This is a genomic window from Pseudomonadota bacterium, from assembly GCA_008501635.1.
Lineage (GTDB): Bacteria > Pseudomonadota > Gammaproteobacteria > QQUJ01 > QQUJ01 > QQUJ01.
Map to the genome: position 1 here is coordinate 22357 of QQUJ01000004.1, position 16028 is coordinate 38384.

At 62.0% G+C, this 16028-nt stretch carries 15 protein-coding genes and 1 tRNA gene; 8 read left to right on the plus strand and 8 right to left on the minus strand.

The genetic code is table 11. From position 1 onward, the window contains the following. Positions 1-166: 166 nt before the first annotated feature. Both DWQ09_00785 and DWQ09_00790 read right to left on the minus strand, forming a co-directional pair. The gene (locus DWQ09_00785) at positions 167-967 is read right to left on the minus strand and encodes a lipo-like protein (protein KAA3630321.1); all 801 of its coding nucleotides are present in this window, start codon (positions 965-967) and stop codon (positions 167-169) included. A 52-nt stretch (positions 968-1019) separates the two neighbouring features. Next, positions 1020-2654: a glucose-6-phosphate isomerase gene (locus tag DWQ09_00790; protein ID KAA3630322.1), complete on the minus strand. Its 1635-nt coding sequence runs from the start codon at positions 2652-2654 to the stop codon at positions 1020-1022. Positions 2655-2799: 145 nt separating this feature from the next. On the opposite strand from DWQ09_00790, the gene DWQ09_00795 reads away from it, so the two are divergent. Both DWQ09_00795 and DWQ09_00800 read left to right on the plus strand, forming a co-directional pair. Further along, a complete protein-coding gene (locus DWQ09_00795) occupies positions 2800-4266 on the plus strand; it encodes a glycogen synthase GlgA (protein ID KAA3630323.1) in 1467 nt (488 codons plus the stop codon). 49 nt (positions 4267-4315) lie between these two features. Further along, on the plus strand, positions 4316-4525 hold the full coding sequence (locus DWQ09_00800; GenBank protein ID KAA3630324.1) for an SAP domain-containing protein: 210 nt from the start codon (positions 4316-4318) through the stop codon (positions 4523-4525). 49 nt (positions 4526-4574) lie between these two features. On the opposite strand, the gene DWQ09_00805 is transcribed toward DWQ09_00800, so the two are convergent. The 6 genes from DWQ09_00805 to pcnB all read right to left on the minus strand — a co-directional run bounded on the left by DWQ09_00805 (position 4575) and on the right by pcnB (position 9394). Continuing rightward, on the minus strand, positions 4575-4955 hold the full coding sequence (locus DWQ09_00805) for an aspartate 1-decarboxylase (protein ID KAA3630325.1): 381 nt from the start codon (positions 4953-4955) through the stop codon (positions 4575-4577). Positions 4956-4994: 39 nt separating this feature from the next. Further along, entirely contained in the window at positions 4995-5846 is an 852-nt protein-coding gene (locus DWQ09_00810; protein ID KAA3630326.1) for a pantoate--beta-alanine ligase, read from the minus strand. Then, positions 5846-6667, minus strand: a complete 822-nt coding sequence (gene panB, locus DWQ09_00815; protein ID KAA3630327.1) for a 3-methyl-2-oxobutanoate hydroxymethyltransferase — start codon at positions 6665-6667, stop codon at positions 5846-5848. The genes DWQ09_00810 and panB overlap by 1 nt, the downstream gene beginning before the upstream one ends. Positions 6668-6909: 242 nt before the next feature. Continuing rightward, positions 6910-7563, minus strand: a complete 654-nt coding sequence (locus DWQ09_00820; GenBank protein ID KAA3630360.1) for a deoxynucleoside kinase — start codon at positions 7561-7563, stop codon at positions 6910-6912. A 5-nt stretch (positions 7564-7568) separates the two neighbouring features. Continuing rightward, entirely contained in the window at positions 7569-8078 is a 510-nt protein-coding gene (folK, locus tag DWQ09_00825) for a 2-amino-4-hydroxy-6-hydroxymethyldihydropteridine diphosphokinase (GenBank protein ID KAA3630328.1), read from the minus strand. After that, entirely contained in the window at positions 8075-9394 is a 1320-nt protein-coding gene (gene pcnB, locus DWQ09_00830) for a polynucleotide adenylyltransferase PcnB (GenBank protein KAA3630329.1), read from the minus strand. Before pcnB ends, folK begins: the two co-directional genes overlap by 4 nt. 140 nt (positions 9395-9534) lie before the next feature. On the opposite strand from pcnB, the gene DWQ09_00835 reads away from it, so the two are divergent. The 6 genes from DWQ09_00835 (at position 9535) to DWQ09_00860 (ending at position 16007) form a co-directional block, all read left to right on the plus strand. Continuing rightward, positions 9535-9610: transfer RNA gene (locus DWQ09_00835), tRNA-Glu, on the plus strand. Between the two features lie 145 nt (positions 9611-9755). Beyond that, positions 9756-10730 (plus strand): C4-dicarboxylate ABC transporter substrate-binding protein, encoded by a 975-nt coding sequence (locus DWQ09_00840; protein ID KAA3630330.1) that lies wholly within the window; start codon positions 9756-9758, stop codon positions 10728-10730. A gap of 34 nt (positions 10731-10764) precedes the next feature. Further along, positions 10765-12066 (plus strand): aminotransferase class I/II-fold pyridoxal phosphate-dependent enzyme, encoded by a 1302-nt coding sequence (locus DWQ09_00845; protein KAA3630331.1) that lies wholly within the window; start codon positions 10765-10767, stop codon positions 12064-12066. A 168-nt stretch (positions 12067-12234) separates the two neighbouring features. Beyond that, positions 12235-13209: a C4-dicarboxylate ABC transporter substrate-binding protein gene (locus DWQ09_00850; protein KAA3630332.1), complete on the plus strand. Its 975-nt coding sequence runs from the start codon at positions 12235-12237 to the stop codon at positions 13207-13209. 116 nt (positions 13210-13325) lie between these two features. After that, on the plus strand, positions 13326-15524 hold the full coding sequence (locus DWQ09_00855; GenBank protein KAA3630333.1) for a TRAP transporter permease: 2199 nt from the start codon (positions 13326-13328) through the stop codon (positions 15522-15524). A gap of 33 nt (positions 15525-15557) precedes the next feature. Beyond that, complete coding sequence (locus DWQ09_00860) at positions 15558-16007, plus strand: universal stress protein (protein ID KAA3630334.1); 450 nt, start codon at positions 15558-15560, stop codon at positions 16005-16007. The last annotated feature ends 21 nt before the right edge of the window (positions 16008-16028 follow it).

Sequence of the window (16028 nt, forward strand, 5' to 3'; positions counted from 1 at the left end):
ACAGTCTGCACCCGCGATAGGCTTTGATCAAGTGTGGGTATTAAAACGCAATTCATTCTCATCGTGAGGGTGCAAAGCACTTTTGTCCGCCGCTGCTTCATTCAATCGAGTTCGGATTGGAATCGCACACAGCACACGATCGATGATCTCGCCGCCCCGGTACGAGTCATCGACTCGCGTCGGATGGGGCAGGGGCAGCCGCCTCGTCGGTCGCGTCGTTCCACTGTATCGCCTGGTAGTCGAATCCCGAGTCGAGGGTGGGTTTGACAATCTGGAAATAGGGCGACAGATCGAAATCACGCGGTGCAAACAGGCTGTGATGCCGGATGCGGTAGATTTCGCGGCGCATACGCCTCCCCCGCAGATTGTCGGGACAGCGCTCGACACCCGGCAGGATAGGGTAGCGAACCCGTTGGAAGGCTTGGGCAATCAGGCTGGAGCAAATAGCCCGCGTTGGATCACCGCTGCCGAGCGCCAACATGCCGCGCCGATGGCGACTCGGCACCGGCGGGAGCGGCAACAGGTAGCGCATCAGATCGACGACGTTTTTCAGATCGTATTGCATGCCAAGGCTCTCGACCATGGATTGGACCACCTCGCGGCGATCGCTTTCGCTTAATCCCACGGGTCGGCAGACGCGGGTATTGAACGAATGGTATTTGCTGAGGGGGACGGCGATCACACCCTGCTCGATATCGGCCTCGATCAGCATGCCAAACCCCGCATTGCCCGGCGGCGGCGCCACGGCGTCGCCCACATAGAGCGCGGCGTGCGACCATGTCGATTGCGTCAAATACTTGATGGCGGTGCTGATGCGCAGTTCGCCCTCTACCAGCAACACATCAGCGGGTTGGAGGATGCGCTCCAATGTATCGGGGTCATGCACAGAAAATGCGTGATGACCGGCAACGGGCTGCGTGAGGTACCGCGCCAGCCAACGACCGATCGCCGTCAAAGGCCTGTTCACCTCTCAAGCCTCAGCCAGGGTGATAGCCTTCGTTGCACAGTTCGATCCCCCATCAACGTCTCAGCAATTCCACCAACGTCCGGGTCGAGACATCGTGATCCGCCCCGGTCGACTCACCGGACAACTCACGCAACAGGGTAGCCGCCAGCTGCTTGCCCAGCTCCACGCCCCACTGGTCGAAAGGATTGAGATTCCAGATCACCGACTGGACGAATACCTTGTGCTCGTAGAGCGCGATGAGCATACCGAGGGTGTGCGGATCGAGTGCGCGATAGAGCAGTGTCGAACTGGGCTGGTTGCCGGGAAACAGCTTGTAGGGCAGCAACCGTTCCAACGCGGCATCACTCAAGCCGGCCTGGGAGAGCTCGATTCGCGCTTCGGCTTCGCTTTTGCCGCGCATCAGGGCCTCGCTCTGCGACAGGCAGTTGGCGATCAGCTTCTGCTGGTGATCCCCCAGCGGGTAGGCGCTCTCCGCCGCCAGCAGAAAATCGGTTGGGATCAGGCGCGTGCCCTGGTGCAGCAGTTGGAAAAAGGCGTGCTGTCCGTTGGTGCCCGGTTCGCCCCAGATGATCGGGCAGGTCGCATAATCGACAAGCTCGCCGTCGCGATCCACGCATTTGCCGTTACTCTCCATCTCCAGCTGCTGCAGATAGGCGGGCAGCCGCGCCAGGCGTTGCTCGTAGGGGAACACGGCGTGGGTCTCGGCGCCGAAGAAGTTCGTGTACCAGACACCGAGCAGCGCCATGAGTACCGGCAGGTTCCGTTCCAGGGGGGCGCTGCGGAAATGCTCGTCCACCGCGTACGCTCCGGCGAGCAGTTCCTCGAAGCGCTCCATGCCCACGTAGAGCGCAATGGGCAGGCCAATGGCCGACCACAGCGAGTAGCGCCCGCCCACCCAATCCCAGAAGGCGAACATGTTGGCGGTATCGATACCGAACTCACGCACCCCCGCCGTGTTGGTCGAAATCGCGACGAAGTGCCTGGCCACCGCGCGCTCGTCGCCGAGCCTTTCCACCAGCCATCGCCGCGCCGTATGGGCGTTGGTCAGCGTCTCCTGCGTGGTAAAGGTCTTGGAGGCGATGACGAACAGGGTGCGTTCCGGATCGAGGTGCTTCAGCGTTGCCCCGATGTGCGCGCCATCGACATTGGAGACGAAGTGCGCCCGCAGGTGCGCCGCGGCGTAAGGTTCGAGCGCGGCGCACACCATTTGCGGTCCGAGATCGGATCCGCCGATACCGATGTTCACCACATCGGCGACCGGCTTGCCGGTATGGCCGCGCCAGGCCCCCGCGCGCAACTGACCCGTAAACTCGCGCATCTGCGCAAACACGCGGCGCACCGCAGGCATCACGTCTTCGCCATCGACGGCATAGGGCCGATCCGAGCGGTTGCGCAGCGCCATGTGCAGAGCCGCGCGTTGTTCGGTGTGATTGATTCGCTCGCCGTTGAAGAATCTTTCTATCCAGCGCGGCAACTCGCGCGCCTCGGCCAGCGCGACGAGCATCCCGAGCGTGTCGCGGGTGATTCGGTGCTTGGAGTAGTCGAACAGCAGATCGCCCAACGACAGGGAGAAACGTTGGAACCGATCGGGATCCTCGGCGAACAGATCGCGCATGTGCACGGTGGCGATGTCGCGCTTATGCGCGAGTAGCGCCTTCCATGCCGGGGATTGCGTCAAAGCCGTCATGCTCTGCCCGTTGCATTGTTGGGGTGTGCTGGGAGGCGATCCTAGCATCCGATCCCGATGAATACGAACCGCGAAATAGAGGCGGCCTGCATCCGTTTACGCGCAGCTTCGGTTATAGTGGCTGCGGGCGACCAACGACCTTTCCATGAAAATCCTATTCGTCACCAGCGAAGCGCACCCCCTGATCAAGACCGGCGGTCTCGCCGACGTCTCTGGGGCGCTGCCCAAAGCGTTGCGGCAACTGCGCAACGACGTGCGCCTGCTGCTGCCCGCCTACCCCCAGGTCAAGGAGCGCGCCGGGAAGCTGCGCCCGGTGGCGACGCTGCAGGTGCCGACCAGCGATGAGCCGGTCGCGGTGCTGAAGGGGCGCCTGCCGGGCTCGTCGGTGCCCCTCTATCTGGTGGAAGCGCCGGCTTACTTCGACCGGATCGGCAACCCCTACACCGCCGCGGACGGCAGCGGCTGGCCCGATAATCCGCTACGCTTCGCCCTGTTCGCTCGGGTTGCCGCACTCCTCGCCCGGGACCAGGCCGGCCTCGACTGGCAACCGGATATCGTGCATTGTCACGATTGGCAAGCGGGGTTGGTGCCCGCGCTGTTGAGCCTGGAGACTCAGCGACCGCGTAGCGTCTTCACCATTCACAATCTCGCCTACCAGGGGATCTATCCGGCCCAGTGGCTGACGGAGCTGCAACTGCCGAGCGCCCTGTGGTCCATCGACGGGCTGGAATTTCACGACCACCTGAGTTTCATCAAGGGCGGGATCGCGTTCGCCGATGCGGTCACCACCGTGAGCCCCACCTACGCCCGCGAAATCTGCCACGCCGCCTTCGGCTACGGGCTGGAGGGACTGCTGCGCAGCCGTGCCGAACACCTGCACGGTATCCTCAACGGCGTCGATTATTCACAGTGGAATCCCCGGGACGATCCCCATCTCCCGGCTCACTACAGCGCCGAACAACTGGCCGGCAAGAGTGTGTGCAAGGCAGCGCTGCAGGAGGAACTGGGCCTGCCGGTGGCCGCGCAGACTCCCCTGTTGGCGCATATCGGGCGCCTGGTGGAGCAAAAGGGTGTCGATCTGATTCTTGAAGCCCTGGATGCCCTGCCCGAGAGCGTCGAATTTCAACTGGCCATCCTCGGCAGCGGTGAGCGCTGGCTGGAGCTGGCCCTGCTCGAGGCCGCGCGCCTGCACCCCGAGCGCGTCGCGATCCGGATCGGCTACGACGAGGGACTGGCCCACCGCATCGAGGCGGGCGCCGATATCTTCCTCATGCCATCGCGCTTCGAGCCGTGCGGGCTCAATCAGATCTACAGCCTGCGTTACGGCACCGTGCCCGTGGTTCATCGGGTGGGCGGATTGGCCGACAGCGTCGTCGACGCCATCGACCACACCCTGGCCTCGGGTATCGCCACCGGGTTCGTCTTTGATCACGCCGATGCCTTCGATCTGCGAATGGCGGTACAACGCGCCCTGACCCTCTATCGCGATCCGAAAGCGTGGCGTAAGCTGATGCTGAGCGGCATGGCGCAGGATTTCAGTTGGACCCGCAGTGCCCGCCAGTACGCTGCGCTCTATCGCAGCCTTTTGGAATCCAAAACACCCCTGTCATAAGAAGTCCGAAAAAAAAGGGAGCACGATTCGACGCAAGGAGGAGAGAGTCATGAACATGGCGGAGATTCGGGCCATCGCCCAATCCAGAGCTATTCGACCCCTGCCCAAATCCAAACTGGCGCTGGTGCGCGCCATTCAGGTCAGCGAAGGCAACTTTCCGTGTTTCGGAACGGCCAGCGCGGGCCGTTGCGATCAAAGCCAGTGCCTGTGGCGCGAGGACTGTTTCAAACTCACGCACGTCTCTTCGCCGGCGCAATAAAAAGGCCTGCCTCGAGGGGCAGGCCTCTTTACAGGCCGGACTGTTTTGTTCAGGCGACCTGAGCGGGAATCGCGTTGCTCTGGCGTGCGATCTCGTTGCGCTCGTTGCAATAGACCAGACGCGGCTTGTGGTTCAGCAGCTCCTGCTGATTGAGCTGGGCGTAGACGCAGATGATCACCCGATCGCCAGGACTTGCCTTGTGGGCCGCCGCGCCATTGACCGAGATGATCCCGGAACCCGCCTCGCCGCGGATCGCGTAGGTACTGAACCGCTCGCCGTTGGCCAGATTGTAGATGTGCAGCATCTCGTATTCGTGGATGCCCGCGGCCTCCATCAGGTCACTGTCGATGGCGCACGAGCCCTCGTACTCCAGCTCCGCGTGGGTCACCCGCGCCTGATGAAGTTTGGATTTCAGTAGCGTCACTATCATATCGGCATTGCTCCCCGGTTTGAGTTGCTCGCCCGCCGCTCAGGGGATCTGTACCGGCAGGTTGTCGATCAGGCGCGCGCCGCCTATATGAGCAGCGGTGAGCACCACCAAATCCTTGTCTTCAGGCGCGGGCAGATCGAGATCCACCGAACGGCGCACGGCGTAGTAGTCGGGACGGAAACCCACGCTCTGCAACGCCGCCGCGCCTTCGGCCTCCAGGGCGGCGAAATCACGCTCCCCGGCCAGCAGGCGCTGGGCGGTGTGGCGCAGGCAGCGATTGATCGCCGTCGCCGTCTGCCGATCTTCCGCCGACAGATAGGCATTGCGCGAACTCATGGCCAGCCCGTCGGGCTCGCGCACCGTCGTCACCCCCTCGATGGCCACCGGCAGGTGCAGATCGACCACCAGGTGGCGAATCACCAGCAACTGCTGAAAATCCTTGGTGCCGAAGACCGCCACATCGGGCTGCACCATGCCGAACAGTTTGGTCACCACCGTTGCCACGCCGGCGAAGTGATGGGGGCGAAACGAACCGCACAATTCGTCGGAGAGCCCCGGCACCTCCACGCGGGTGCGCATCGCGGTGCCTTCGGGATAGACCTCTTCCACCGAGGGCGCGAAGATCAGATCGGTACCGCGTGGTTCCAGTTTTGCGCTATCGCTTTCGAGCGTACGGGGATAGCGCGCAAAGTCTTCATTGGGGCTGAATTGAGTCGGATTGACGAAAATGCTCACCACCACCCGATCGGCCAGCGCACGGGCACGATCGACCAGTTGCAGGTGCCCCTCGTGCAGATTCCCCATGGTTGGCACCAGTGCCACCCGCTGACCGGCGGTGCGCCACCCGGCCACCGCCGCCCTGAGATCGGCGACTGTAGTTACCGTTTGCATCACTCGAAGCTGTGTTCTGGTGCCGGGAAGGTACCGTTCTTGACGGCAGTGACGTAGGCGCGCACCGCGGCGCCGATATCGCCCGTGTCGACCATGAAGTCTTTGACGAAGCTCGGTTTGCGGCCGAAGGTGATGCCCAGCATGTCGTAGAGCACCAGAATCTGACCGTCGGTTTCGGGACCGGCGCCGATGCCGATGACCGGAATGGAAAGCGTCTGGGTAATCTCCGCAGCGAGTGCGGTGGGAACGCACTCCAGCAGCAGGATATCGGCACCGACATTCTGCAGCGCAATGGCATCGGCGACCATGGCGCGCGCCGCATCGGTCTCGCGGCCCTGTACCCGGTAACCACCGAGCTTATGGATCAGTTGGGGCTGGAGACCGATATGCGCGCAGACCGGAATGCCCCTGGCCGCGAGTTCACGCACGGTTTCGACCTGAATCGCCGCTCCCTCGAGCTTGACCATCTGCGCCCCGCCCTCGCGCATCAGCCGCGCGGCATTGTGGATCGCCTGCTCGGGGGTGGCGTAGGTCATGAAGGGCATATCGGCCATCAACAGGGCGTTTTGCCGTGCCCTGGCCACGCACTGCGTGTGGTAGATGATCTCTTCGATGGTGACCGGCACCGTGGTCTCGTACCCCTGCACCACCATGCCCAGGGAATCGCCGACCAGGATCACCTCGACACCGGCCGCCTCCAACTGAGCAGCGAAACTGGCGTCGTAGGCCGTCAGGCAGGCGAACTTCTCCCCGGCCTGTTTGATCTTGGCCAACCGTGAGACGGTCACTGCCGAATTCTTCTGTTCCGCGTGCGAACTCATAACCACCCGCCAAAGGGAAAGGCGCGTATTATAACGCGCCCTTGGTTTAAACCAGCGTCAGTTTTTTGCAGTGCACCACAGCAATCCGTGGCGGTCAAGCGCCGACAGCCGGGAGCTGCAAGAACCGGAAATAAAAACTTCCCGCCATGATGCTCGTGCCAGGTCACTGAGAACACAGAAAAATAAACAAAGCATTTCAAGTGGTTACTCTTTAATCAGACGAGAAATCTTTGAGTGGTGCGTTACAGCGCAATCGGGGCGGGATTGAAATAGTGACGTCCGCTGCGGATCCCGCGGATCTGCTGCAAGAGCTGTTCATAGTCGCGATCGTTATTGACCAGATCGATGCCGGCCGCGTTGACAATCAGCAGCGGCGACGCGTCGTAGTGGTAGAAAAACCGGGTGTAAGTCTCCGACAGGCGCGTCAGGTAGCCCGCATCGATCGCCCGCTCGGAGCGTCGGCCGCGTTGGGCGATGCGTCGCGCCAGCACGTCCACGGGAGCCTGCAGATAGATCACCAGATCGGGGATCGGCGCGTCGATCTCGACCCGCTCGTAGACCTGTTCGTAGAGCCGCAGCTCATTTTCGTCGAGGGTCAGCTGAGCGAAGAGCCGGTCCTTTTCCAACATGAAATCGGCGACGAACGAGGGGCGGAACAGATCCGATTGGCGCAGCGCCTGGACCTGTTGGGACCGGGTGAAGAGAAACTGCAGTTGCACCGCCAGCGCAGCACTGCGCGGATCCTGGTAGAAGCGCTCGAGAAAGGGGTTGTCGTCGACGTTCTCCAGCAGCGGGTCGGACTCGTAAGTCTCGGCCAGACGCCGCGCCAGGCTGGTTTTGCCCACACCGACAGGCCCTTCGACAACGATATAGTGTGGTTGCTCTTTGGCAATCATGCTGGTCATTCGGATCCATCAACGCGTTGCAGTCCGTCCGCTGGAACCCGCTCCAACAGATCGGAAATTCGCTCGCCCCCGGGGAGCGCCAACGTCGGCGCAATCTCGTGCAGAGGATACAAGATGAAGGCGCGTTCGCGCAGCCCCGGATGCGGAACAGTGAGCCTTGGATTGCCAATGACCGCATCGCCATAGAGCAGCAGATCGAGATCCAGCGTGCGCGGCCCCCAGCGCACCCCGGTGCGTTCGCGGCCGAAACGGAGTTCGATGCGCTGCAACCCCGCCAGCAGGGCATCCGCCGGGAGCCCGGTAAACAGCTCTGCGACCGCGTTGTGGTAGTCGGGTTGATCCTGCGGTCCCAGCGGGGCGCTACGGTAGAGGCCGGAACAGGCGCCCAGATCGATCTGCGGCCACTCGCGCAGTGCCGCGATCGCAGCGTGCAGCGTGGCCGCCGCGTCGCCCAGGTTGCCGCCCAATCCGACAAAGGCGCGTACTCGCCGAACGCGTGGACTCATGCCTCGCCGGAGGGTGTGTCGGAGGATTTTCGCCGGCGTGACCGGCGCCGCGGTTTGCGCCGCGGCGTGCTCAGCTTGTCGACCATCCCTTGTTGATCGGTATGATCGCCTTCCTGGAAGCGCGTCCACCACTCCGCCATCGCAGGCTCGATTTCTCCCGACTCGGCGCGCAGCAGCAGGAAGTCGTAGCCCGCCCGAAAGCGCGGATGAGCTGCCAGCCGCCAGGCACGCTTGCCCCCCGGCCGTGCCAATCGCCACTGCAACTGCCAGATCTCGCGCATCGGCACGGAAAACCGGCGCGGAATGGACACCCGCTCGATCTGCCGTGCCAGCACCTCGTCCGCGGCCTGCTGCGTCGCCACCTGCTCATCCGCACCCTCCGTTCGCAATTGGGCCGCGCGCTCGCGCACCGGCTCCCACAGCAATGCGGCGAAGAGAAACGCCGGCGTCACCGGCTTGCCCTCGGCGATACGATTGTCGGTATTCTCCAGGGCGCGTGCCACGAAAGTGATGGGGAACCCCTTCTCCTCGTGGGCGAGACTGCGCTCGGTTTGCGGGAACAGGTGGGCGAAGAGCCCGTAGTGACGCAGCTTCTCGAAGGTCTGCACAGCATAGCCGCCGAGAAAGATCTTCAATACCTCTTCAAAGAGACGCGCGGGCGGGATTTCAAGCAGCAGCGATGCCAGGCGGGCGATCGGTGCTTCGGTACCGGGGTGGATGATGAAACCCAACTTGGCGGCAAAGCGCACCGCACGCAGCATGCGCACCGGGTCCTCACGATAGCGCTGTTCGGGATCGCCGATCAGGCGTAACACGCCGTCGTTGAGATCGGCCATTCCACCGACATAATCCACAACCGAGAAGTCATCGACATTGTAGAAGAGCGCATTGACCGTGAAATCACGGCGCCACGCGTCTTCTTCGATGGTGCCGAAAACGTTATCACGCAGAATGCGGCCGTTCTCTATCTCCCGCTCTTCCGATTCCTCATCGGCATCATCCCCTTGTTCGTGCAAAGCGCGGAAGGTCGCCACTTCGATGACCTCATTGCGAAAGCGCACGTGCGCGAGGCGAAAACGCCGCCCGATCAGACGGCAATTGCGGAACAGCTCGCGTATCTCCTCCGGCCTGGCGTCGGTGGCGATATCGAAATCCTTGGGCTCCCGTCCCAGCAGCAGGTCACGGACACCGCCACCGACCAGATATCCCTGATACCCGGCGCCGCGCAACCGATAGAGCACCTTGAGGGAGTTTTCGCTGATATTGGCCCGCGAAACGATGTGTTCGGATCGCGAAATGATGAGTGGTTCGGAAATCGTGCACCTCCGGCAGCGTTGGCGAGAGCGTAGCGGTAACGTGTCAGCCCAGGAGGCTCGACCATGTTCACAGGGGGGTAAAGTGCGCGTATACTACCACGCGCTCAAAGCCTCCCGCAGTTGGAGGCGATTTCTTTTTAGCTCCCTTCGTCTAGTGGTCTAGGACGCTGGCCTCTCACGTCGGTAACAGGGGTTCGAGTCCCCTAGGGAGCGCCATCTGATGAGGGCGGAGCCACACTGTGGCTGCCGCCCTTCTCTTTGGATCCGCCCTTTTTCTTCGCAAGTCGTTCGATAATGGCTAGGCTTATGCAACAGGTAGCGACTTCCAACAGCCTCAAATGAATCCGGACCGCCCATCGCCATGAGACTCCAACGCACCGTGATGACACTGATGACAGCGGCCATGATTCTGCTGGCACCGCCCAGCAACGCCCGTCAGGAAATCATGATCGGAGCGGGTTCGATCACGGGGCTCTATTTCGGCGTCGCCCAGCACATCTGCGACCTGGTCAATCGCTATTCCGGCGGCAAATACCAATGCAGCGGACGCCCGGCGCTCGGCTCGGTATTCAATATCAACGCCGTAACCGGCGGCCTGCTCGATTTCGGTATGGCGCAATCCGATCGCAACTGGCAGGCCACGCTGGGACGCTCGGACTGGCAGGGCAAACCCACGGAAAGCCTGCGCAGCGTTTTCAGCCTGCATCCCGAGACGGTGATGTTGGTGGCCCGGCGCGACTCGGGCATCCGCAGCATCGAGGATCTGCGTGGCAAGAGGGTCAATATCGGTAATCCGGGATCGGGCCAACGGGGTAATGCCGAAGATATCCTGCGTCTGCACGGTTTCGATCTCGCGAAGGATCTGGTGGCCTCCGAGTGGCAACAGCATGAAGCCGCACGCGCCATCGTCGACGGCGAGATCGACGCCTTTTTCTATACCGCGGGGAATCCCAGCGACGCGATTCAGGTGCCTGCCACTCAAACGGAGCTGGTGCTCATTCCGCTGAACGGAGAGGCGATTCTGCACTTCGTCTCAGGCAAGACCTATTACATGATGACGGAGATACCGGCCGGAACCTATCCGGGCAACGACCAGGCAACACCCACGTATGGCGTGCGGGCCTCGCTGGTCAGCAGTACCAACACACCCGAGGAGCTGGTCTACGACGTGACACGCATCGTCTTCGAGCACCTCGACGAACTGCGCGGCCTGCATCCGGCGCTACACGGACTCACACCCAACATCATGCTCGCCTCGCTCACCGCAGCGCTGCACCCGGGCGCCGAGCGCTACTACCTGGAACGCGGCTGGATATTGGCGGAGACCAACGATTGATCCCTTTGTGACCGCGCCAACGAAGAGGGACACCATGGCTTTCAACGAAGCGTATTACCCCGACGTTCACCTCAATCTCAACGTGCGCGAACTCTCGCAATCCGCCACGTTGGCGATCAACGAGCGCTGCGCCCAGCTCCGCCACGAAGGTCGTGAAGTCTTCAAACTCGGCCTGGGTCAATCCCCCTTTCCGGTCGCTATGCCGGTCATCGAAGAGCTCAAGGCCAACGCCCATCAGAAGGACTACCTGCCGGTCAAGGGCTTGCGCCAACTGCGCGACGCGGTGGCCAACTATCACCGTCGCCAGGAGGGCGTCGACTATTCGGGCGAGGATGTCCTGATCGGCCCCGGCTCCAAGGAGCTGATGTTTCTCGTACAGCTCGTCTACTACGGCGATCTGGTGATTCCGACCCCCAGCTGGGTCTCCTACGCGCCGCAGGCGATGATCATCGGGCGCCACATCCGCTGGGTATCGACACGCGCCGAGGATGGCTGGCGCCTGACCCCCGCCGGTCTGGATGCACTCTGTCGCAAGGATCCCAAGCGCCCGCGCATCGTCATCCTCAACTACCCCAACAATCCCAGCGGCATGACCTTTGCCCTCGACGAGTTGGAGGCCCTGGCCGAGGTGGCACGCCATTACCGCGTGATCCTGCTCTCCGACGAGATTTATGGCGAGATGCATTTCGAGGGTCAGCACGCCTCCATCGCGCGCTTCTACCCCGAAGGCACCATCATCAGCGCCGGATTGAGCAAATGGTGTGGCGCCGGCGGCTGGCGCCTCGGCACCTTCACCTTTCCGCACAACCTGCGCTGGCTGCAGGACGCCATGTCCGTGGTTGCCAGCGAGACCTTCACCTCCACCAGCGCGCCGATCCAGCACGCCGCGGTGCGCGCCTACGAAGGCGGCATCGAAATCGAACGCTACCTGTGCAACAGCCGGCGCGTGCTGAAACGCCTCGGCCATGAGGTTGCGACCCGTCTGCAGCGCGCGGGGGTTCAGGTGGATAAACCGCAGGGCGGTTTCTACGTCTTTCCCGATTTCGCGCCGTTTGGCGAAGCCTTTTCCCGCATCGGGATACAGAGCAGCGCCCAGTTCTGCGAACGCGTGCTGGAAGAGACGGGTGTCGCGATGCTGCCCGGCAGCGAGTTCGGCCGACCCGCCGATGAGTTCACGGCACGCATGGCCTTTGTCGACTTTGACGGGGGGCGTGCGCTGGTCAGCGCCGAGACCGTAGCGCTGGACGTGGAGTTGCCGGATGACTTCCTCGACCAGCACTGCGGCGCCGTGCTGACCGCCATCGATCGACTCTGCAACTGGGTTCGCGCCTTGTGACGCAGTGCAATATCGCCGGCACCAGAATCCAGGCCGGCTTGTAACTCCCCCATTTGCAGCTAGGCTAAAGGAGTATGGGCGGCATCACCCCCGGCCTGTCATTTCTCGGTGCACGCGTATTCGTGATCACCGTCTCATCGATAAAAGCCAAACACATTAGGAGGCACCATGCACAGGATTTTTCAGGCTTTTCTTTCTGCCACCGTCATAGCACTCGCGGTCAGCGCGACTCCCGTTCGCGCGTCCCAGGACCTGCTGATCGGTGGTGGCTCAGTCACCGGCGTCTATTACCAGGTAGCGCTCCACGTCTGCAATCTGATCAACAAGCACTCCGACGGCAAGTACAACTGTGTCGGACGTCCGGCGCTGGGCTCGGTGTTCAATATCAACGCCGTCAATCGCGGTCTGCTCGATTTCGGTGTGGCGCAGTCGGATCGCAATTTCCAGGCCTACAAAGGCACAGCCGATTGGGAGGGCAATCCTGTCACGGGCCTGCGCAGCGTCTTCAGCATGCATCCCGAAACCGTGCTGGTGGTGACCCGCAAGGATTCCGGCATCAAGATGGTCAGCGACCTCAAGGGCAAGCGGGTCAATATCGGTAACCCCGGCTCCGGACAGCGCGGCAACGCCGAAGACGTACTGAAGATCTACGGTATCGACAAGGACAAGGACATGCAGTCCGAAGGTCTGCAGCAGCACGACGCTTCGCGCGCACTGGTCGACCGCAAGATCGACGCCTTCTTCTATACGGTGGGCAATCCGAGCGCCGCCATCGAGGAACCGGCCAACTCGACCGACATTACCCTCGTACCGGTCAATTCGAAGGGCATCAAGGAGTTCATCAGCGACAAGCCCTTCTACGTGATGACCGCCATCAAGCCCGGCACCTATAAGGGAGTGGACAAACCGGTCGAGACATTCGCCGTGAAGGCTACCGTGGTAGCCAGCGCCGAAGCCTCGGAGCAGATGATCTACGACGTGACGAAGATCATCTTCGAGAACATCGACGAACTGCGTGCGTCTCACGCTGCCTTCAAGAATTTGGAGCCCCAGGAGATGCTCGGCGGACTTTCAGCGCCGCTGCATCCGGGTGCGGCAAAATACTACAAGGAACGTGGTTGGAAGCTGCCCAGTACGCTCTAGGCTAACGCCGTTACCACAGGGGAGAGCGTCGCTCTCCCCTGTCATTTACAGCCCTTAAACATCCCCGGTGCCACCGCATACCAGCGCCGCACGCATAAACGACAAGGGACTGGAGCATGACCGACCCAAGCAAGCCCGGTGCGCGTGATATCCCCGATGTCGTCGCCAACACCAAGGCTCAAGAGATCGTCGCCGAGGTCGAGACCGGACCACGCGAGCCGGTCAACCGCTTCACGGCGGCATTGATAGTCGGACTTTGTGTCGTCTGGTCGGTCTTTCAGCTCTACATCGCCTACCAGCCGATCAACGCGATCATCGCGCGGTCCTGGCACCTGGCCTTTGCCATCTGCCTGGTCTTTCTCGCCTACCCGCTCTACAAGGAATCGAGCCCGCCCAGGTGGCTGCTGCTGATTCGCAAGGTCTGGCCAAATTTCGATGCCCGACGCTCCAACCGCGACTACATTCCGATCTACGATTTCCTCTTCGCTGCCATCGCGGCAGCTGCTGCGCTCTACATCTGGTGGGATTACGAGAACATCATCCAGCGCTCGGGGCTGCCGAGTGAACTCGATGTCTGGATGGGTGTTGTCATGCTCGTCTTCCTGCTCGAGGCGGCACGGCGCGCACTCGGTCCGGCGTTGCCGATTCTAGGGATGATTTTCATCGCCTACTGTTTCGTTGGCCCCTACCTGCCGGAATTTCTGCGCCACCGCGGCATCCCGCTCGACTTCGTTATCAACGACATGTACCTCTCGGACACCGGCATCTTCGGTGTGCCGCTGGGCGTGTCGACCAGTTTCGTTTTCCTGTTCGTACTGTTCGGCGCGATGCTCGACAAAGCCGGTGCCGGAAAATACTTCATCGACGTCGCGTTCGCGGGGCTCGGCGGACTGCGCGGCGGTCCGGCCAAAGCGGCCATCGTCGCCTCGGGGCTCACCGGTCTGGTGAGCGGCTCATCCATCGCCAATACGGTCACTACCGGCACCTTCACCATTCCGCTGATGAAAAAGGTCGGTCTGCCCGCACACAAGGCCGCCGCCGTGGAGGTGGCCGCGTCCACCAACGGCCAGCTGATGCCGCCGATCATGGGTGCGGCCGCATTCATCATGGCCGAGATTATCGGCATCCCTTACATCGATGTGGTACGTGCCGCGATCATCCCGGCGCTGATCTCCTATCTCGCACTGTTTTACGTGGTGCATCTCGAGGCGATGAAGCTCGATATTCGTGCGCTGTCCAAGGATGAGCTGCCGGAGCTGCTGAAAACCTTCCTGCGCGGCATCCACTATCTCATTCCTTTGCTGGTCCTGATCACCTACCTGGTGGTGCTGCGCTACTCGGCCATCACCGCGGCGTTGCATGCGATTCAATCCATTGTCGTGATCATGCTCATCCAGCGTCCGATCATCGCCTGGCTGGCGTTCAGCGCGCATCGCAAGGCAGGCACGCTCGATACCAACACCGCTGTCGGCGCCCTTCTTGTCGCCGCGCTCAAAGACGGCGTCATGGATATCTGGAACGGCCTGATCGCCGGTGCGCGCAACATGATCTCGGTCGGTGTGGCGACGGCGGCTGCGGGCATCATCGTCGGCGTCGTCACCATCACCGGACTGGTGGGGCGTTTTGTCAACGTGATCGATGTGATCAGCTTCGGCAACGTCTACCTGATGCTGATCCTCACCGCCATCACCAGCATGATCCTCGGCATGGGTCTTCCCACCACGGCCAACTACATCATCATGGCGACGCTGACCGCGCCGGTGATCGTTCATCTGGGCGGTGACGCCGGCCTGGTGTTCCCGCTGATCGCCGCGCACCTGTTCGTCTTCTACTTCGGCATTCTGGCCGACGACACGCCGCCGGTGGGATTGGCCGCTTACGCCGCGGCAGCCATTGCGCGCAGCGATCCCATCATCACCGGCATCCAGGGATTTACCTACGATCTGCGCACCGCCATCCTGCCGTTCATCTTCCTCTTCAATACCGAACTGCTGATGATCGCCGGTGTGGGTGCCGGCGGTGAGATCATCTGGCTCGACAGCATCGTCAAGATCGGCTGGGTCTTCGTCGTGTCGCTCGCCGCCATGTTCGCCTTCGCCTCGTTCATGCAGGGCTACGCGGCCGATCACTGCAACTGGTTCGAACGCCTGCTGTTACTGGCGCTCGCCCTGTTCATGTTCCGGCCCGGCATCATCGAGGATGCACTGCCGGTGACCCGCGAGATCGTTCAGGCCGCCTGCCTGATCACCTACGGCGCGTTCTACGCGATGCAGAAGGCACGTCGCAAGCTCCGCGAAGCTGAGGAAACCGCCTAACCACAGTGCCATTGCCGTAACGAGGAATCGATCATGTTCAAACGGATATTGCTCCCCGTCGCCCTGCAGGGGCCGCGCGCCAACGAAGACACGCTGGAGGTGGCACTCGATTTTGCACGCCGCGACGGTGCCGAGCTGATTGTCATGCACGTACTGCCCGGATTCGGCATGCCGGTGGTCGCCTCCTATTTCCCGGCTTCGGCACGCGAAACCGCGACCAGGGAGACCAATGAGAAACTCGCCGAGTGGGTGGAGCAGAACATCCCGGCCGGTATCAAGGTAGCGACCACGATAGGCGAGGGCCGTGCCTACGAACAGATCCTGCGCGAGGCCAAGCAACGCGAGATCGACCTGATCGTGATCCGCAGCCAACGGCTGGGCAAGATAGGGAGCTTTCTGCTTGGCTCCACCGCCGAGCGCGTGACGCGTCACGCCCACTGCACGGTGATCGTGGTGCGTGACTGGAAGAACAACAGGAAGTAGATCCATGGCATTGTGCAAGCA

Bases quoted from the DNA above. Each gene is read 5' to 3' on its own strand.
- DWQ09_00810 (KAA3630326.1), bottom strand. From the start codon at position 5,846: ATGCAAACGGTAACTACAGTCGCCGATCTCAGGGCGGCGGTGGCCGGG.
- DWQ09_00800 (KAA3630324.1), top strand. From the start codon at position 4,316: ATGAACATGGCGGAGATTCGGGCCATCGCCCAATCCAGAGCTATTCGA.
- DWQ09_00805 (KAA3630325.1), bottom strand. From the start codon at position 4,955: ATGATAGTGACGCTACTGAAATCCAAACTTCATCAGGCGCGGGTGACC.
- DWQ09_00855 (KAA3630333.1), top strand. From the start codon at position 13,326: ATGACCGACCCAAGCAAGCCCGGTGCGCGTGATATCCCCGATGTCGTC.
- DWQ09_00820 (KAA3630360.1), bottom strand. From the start codon at position 7,563: ATGATTGCCAAAGAGCAACCACACTATATCGTTGTCGAAGGGCCTGTC.
- DWQ09_00795 (KAA3630323.1), top strand. From the start codon at position 2,800: ATGAAAATCCTATTCGTCACCAGCGAAGCGCACCCCCTGATCAAGACC.
- DWQ09_00860 (KAA3630334.1), top strand. From the start codon at position 15,558: ATGTTCAAACGGATATTGCTCCCCGTCGCCCTGCAGGGGCCGCGCGCC.
- DWQ09_00790 (KAA3630322.1), bottom strand. From the start codon at position 2,654: ATGACGGCTTTGACGCAATCCCCGGCATGGAAGGCGCTACTCGCGCAT.
- panB (KAA3630327.1), bottom strand. From the start codon at position 6,667: ATGAGTTCGCACGCGGAACAGAAGAATTCGGCAGTGACCGTCTCACGG.
- DWQ09_00845 (KAA3630331.1), top strand. From the start codon at position 10,765: ATGGCTTTCAACGAAGCGTATTACCCCGACGTTCACCTCAATCTCAAC.
- DWQ09_00850 (KAA3630332.1), top strand. From the start codon at position 12,235: ATGCACAGGATTTTTCAGGCTTTTCTTTCTGCCACCGTCATAGCACTC.
- DWQ09_00840 (KAA3630330.1), top strand. From the start codon at position 9,756: ATGAGACTCCAACGCACCGTGATGACACTGATGACAGCGGCCATGATT.
- folK (KAA3630328.1), bottom strand. From the start codon at position 8,078: ATGAGTCCACGCGTTCGGCGAGTACGCGCCTTTGTCGGATTGGGCGGC.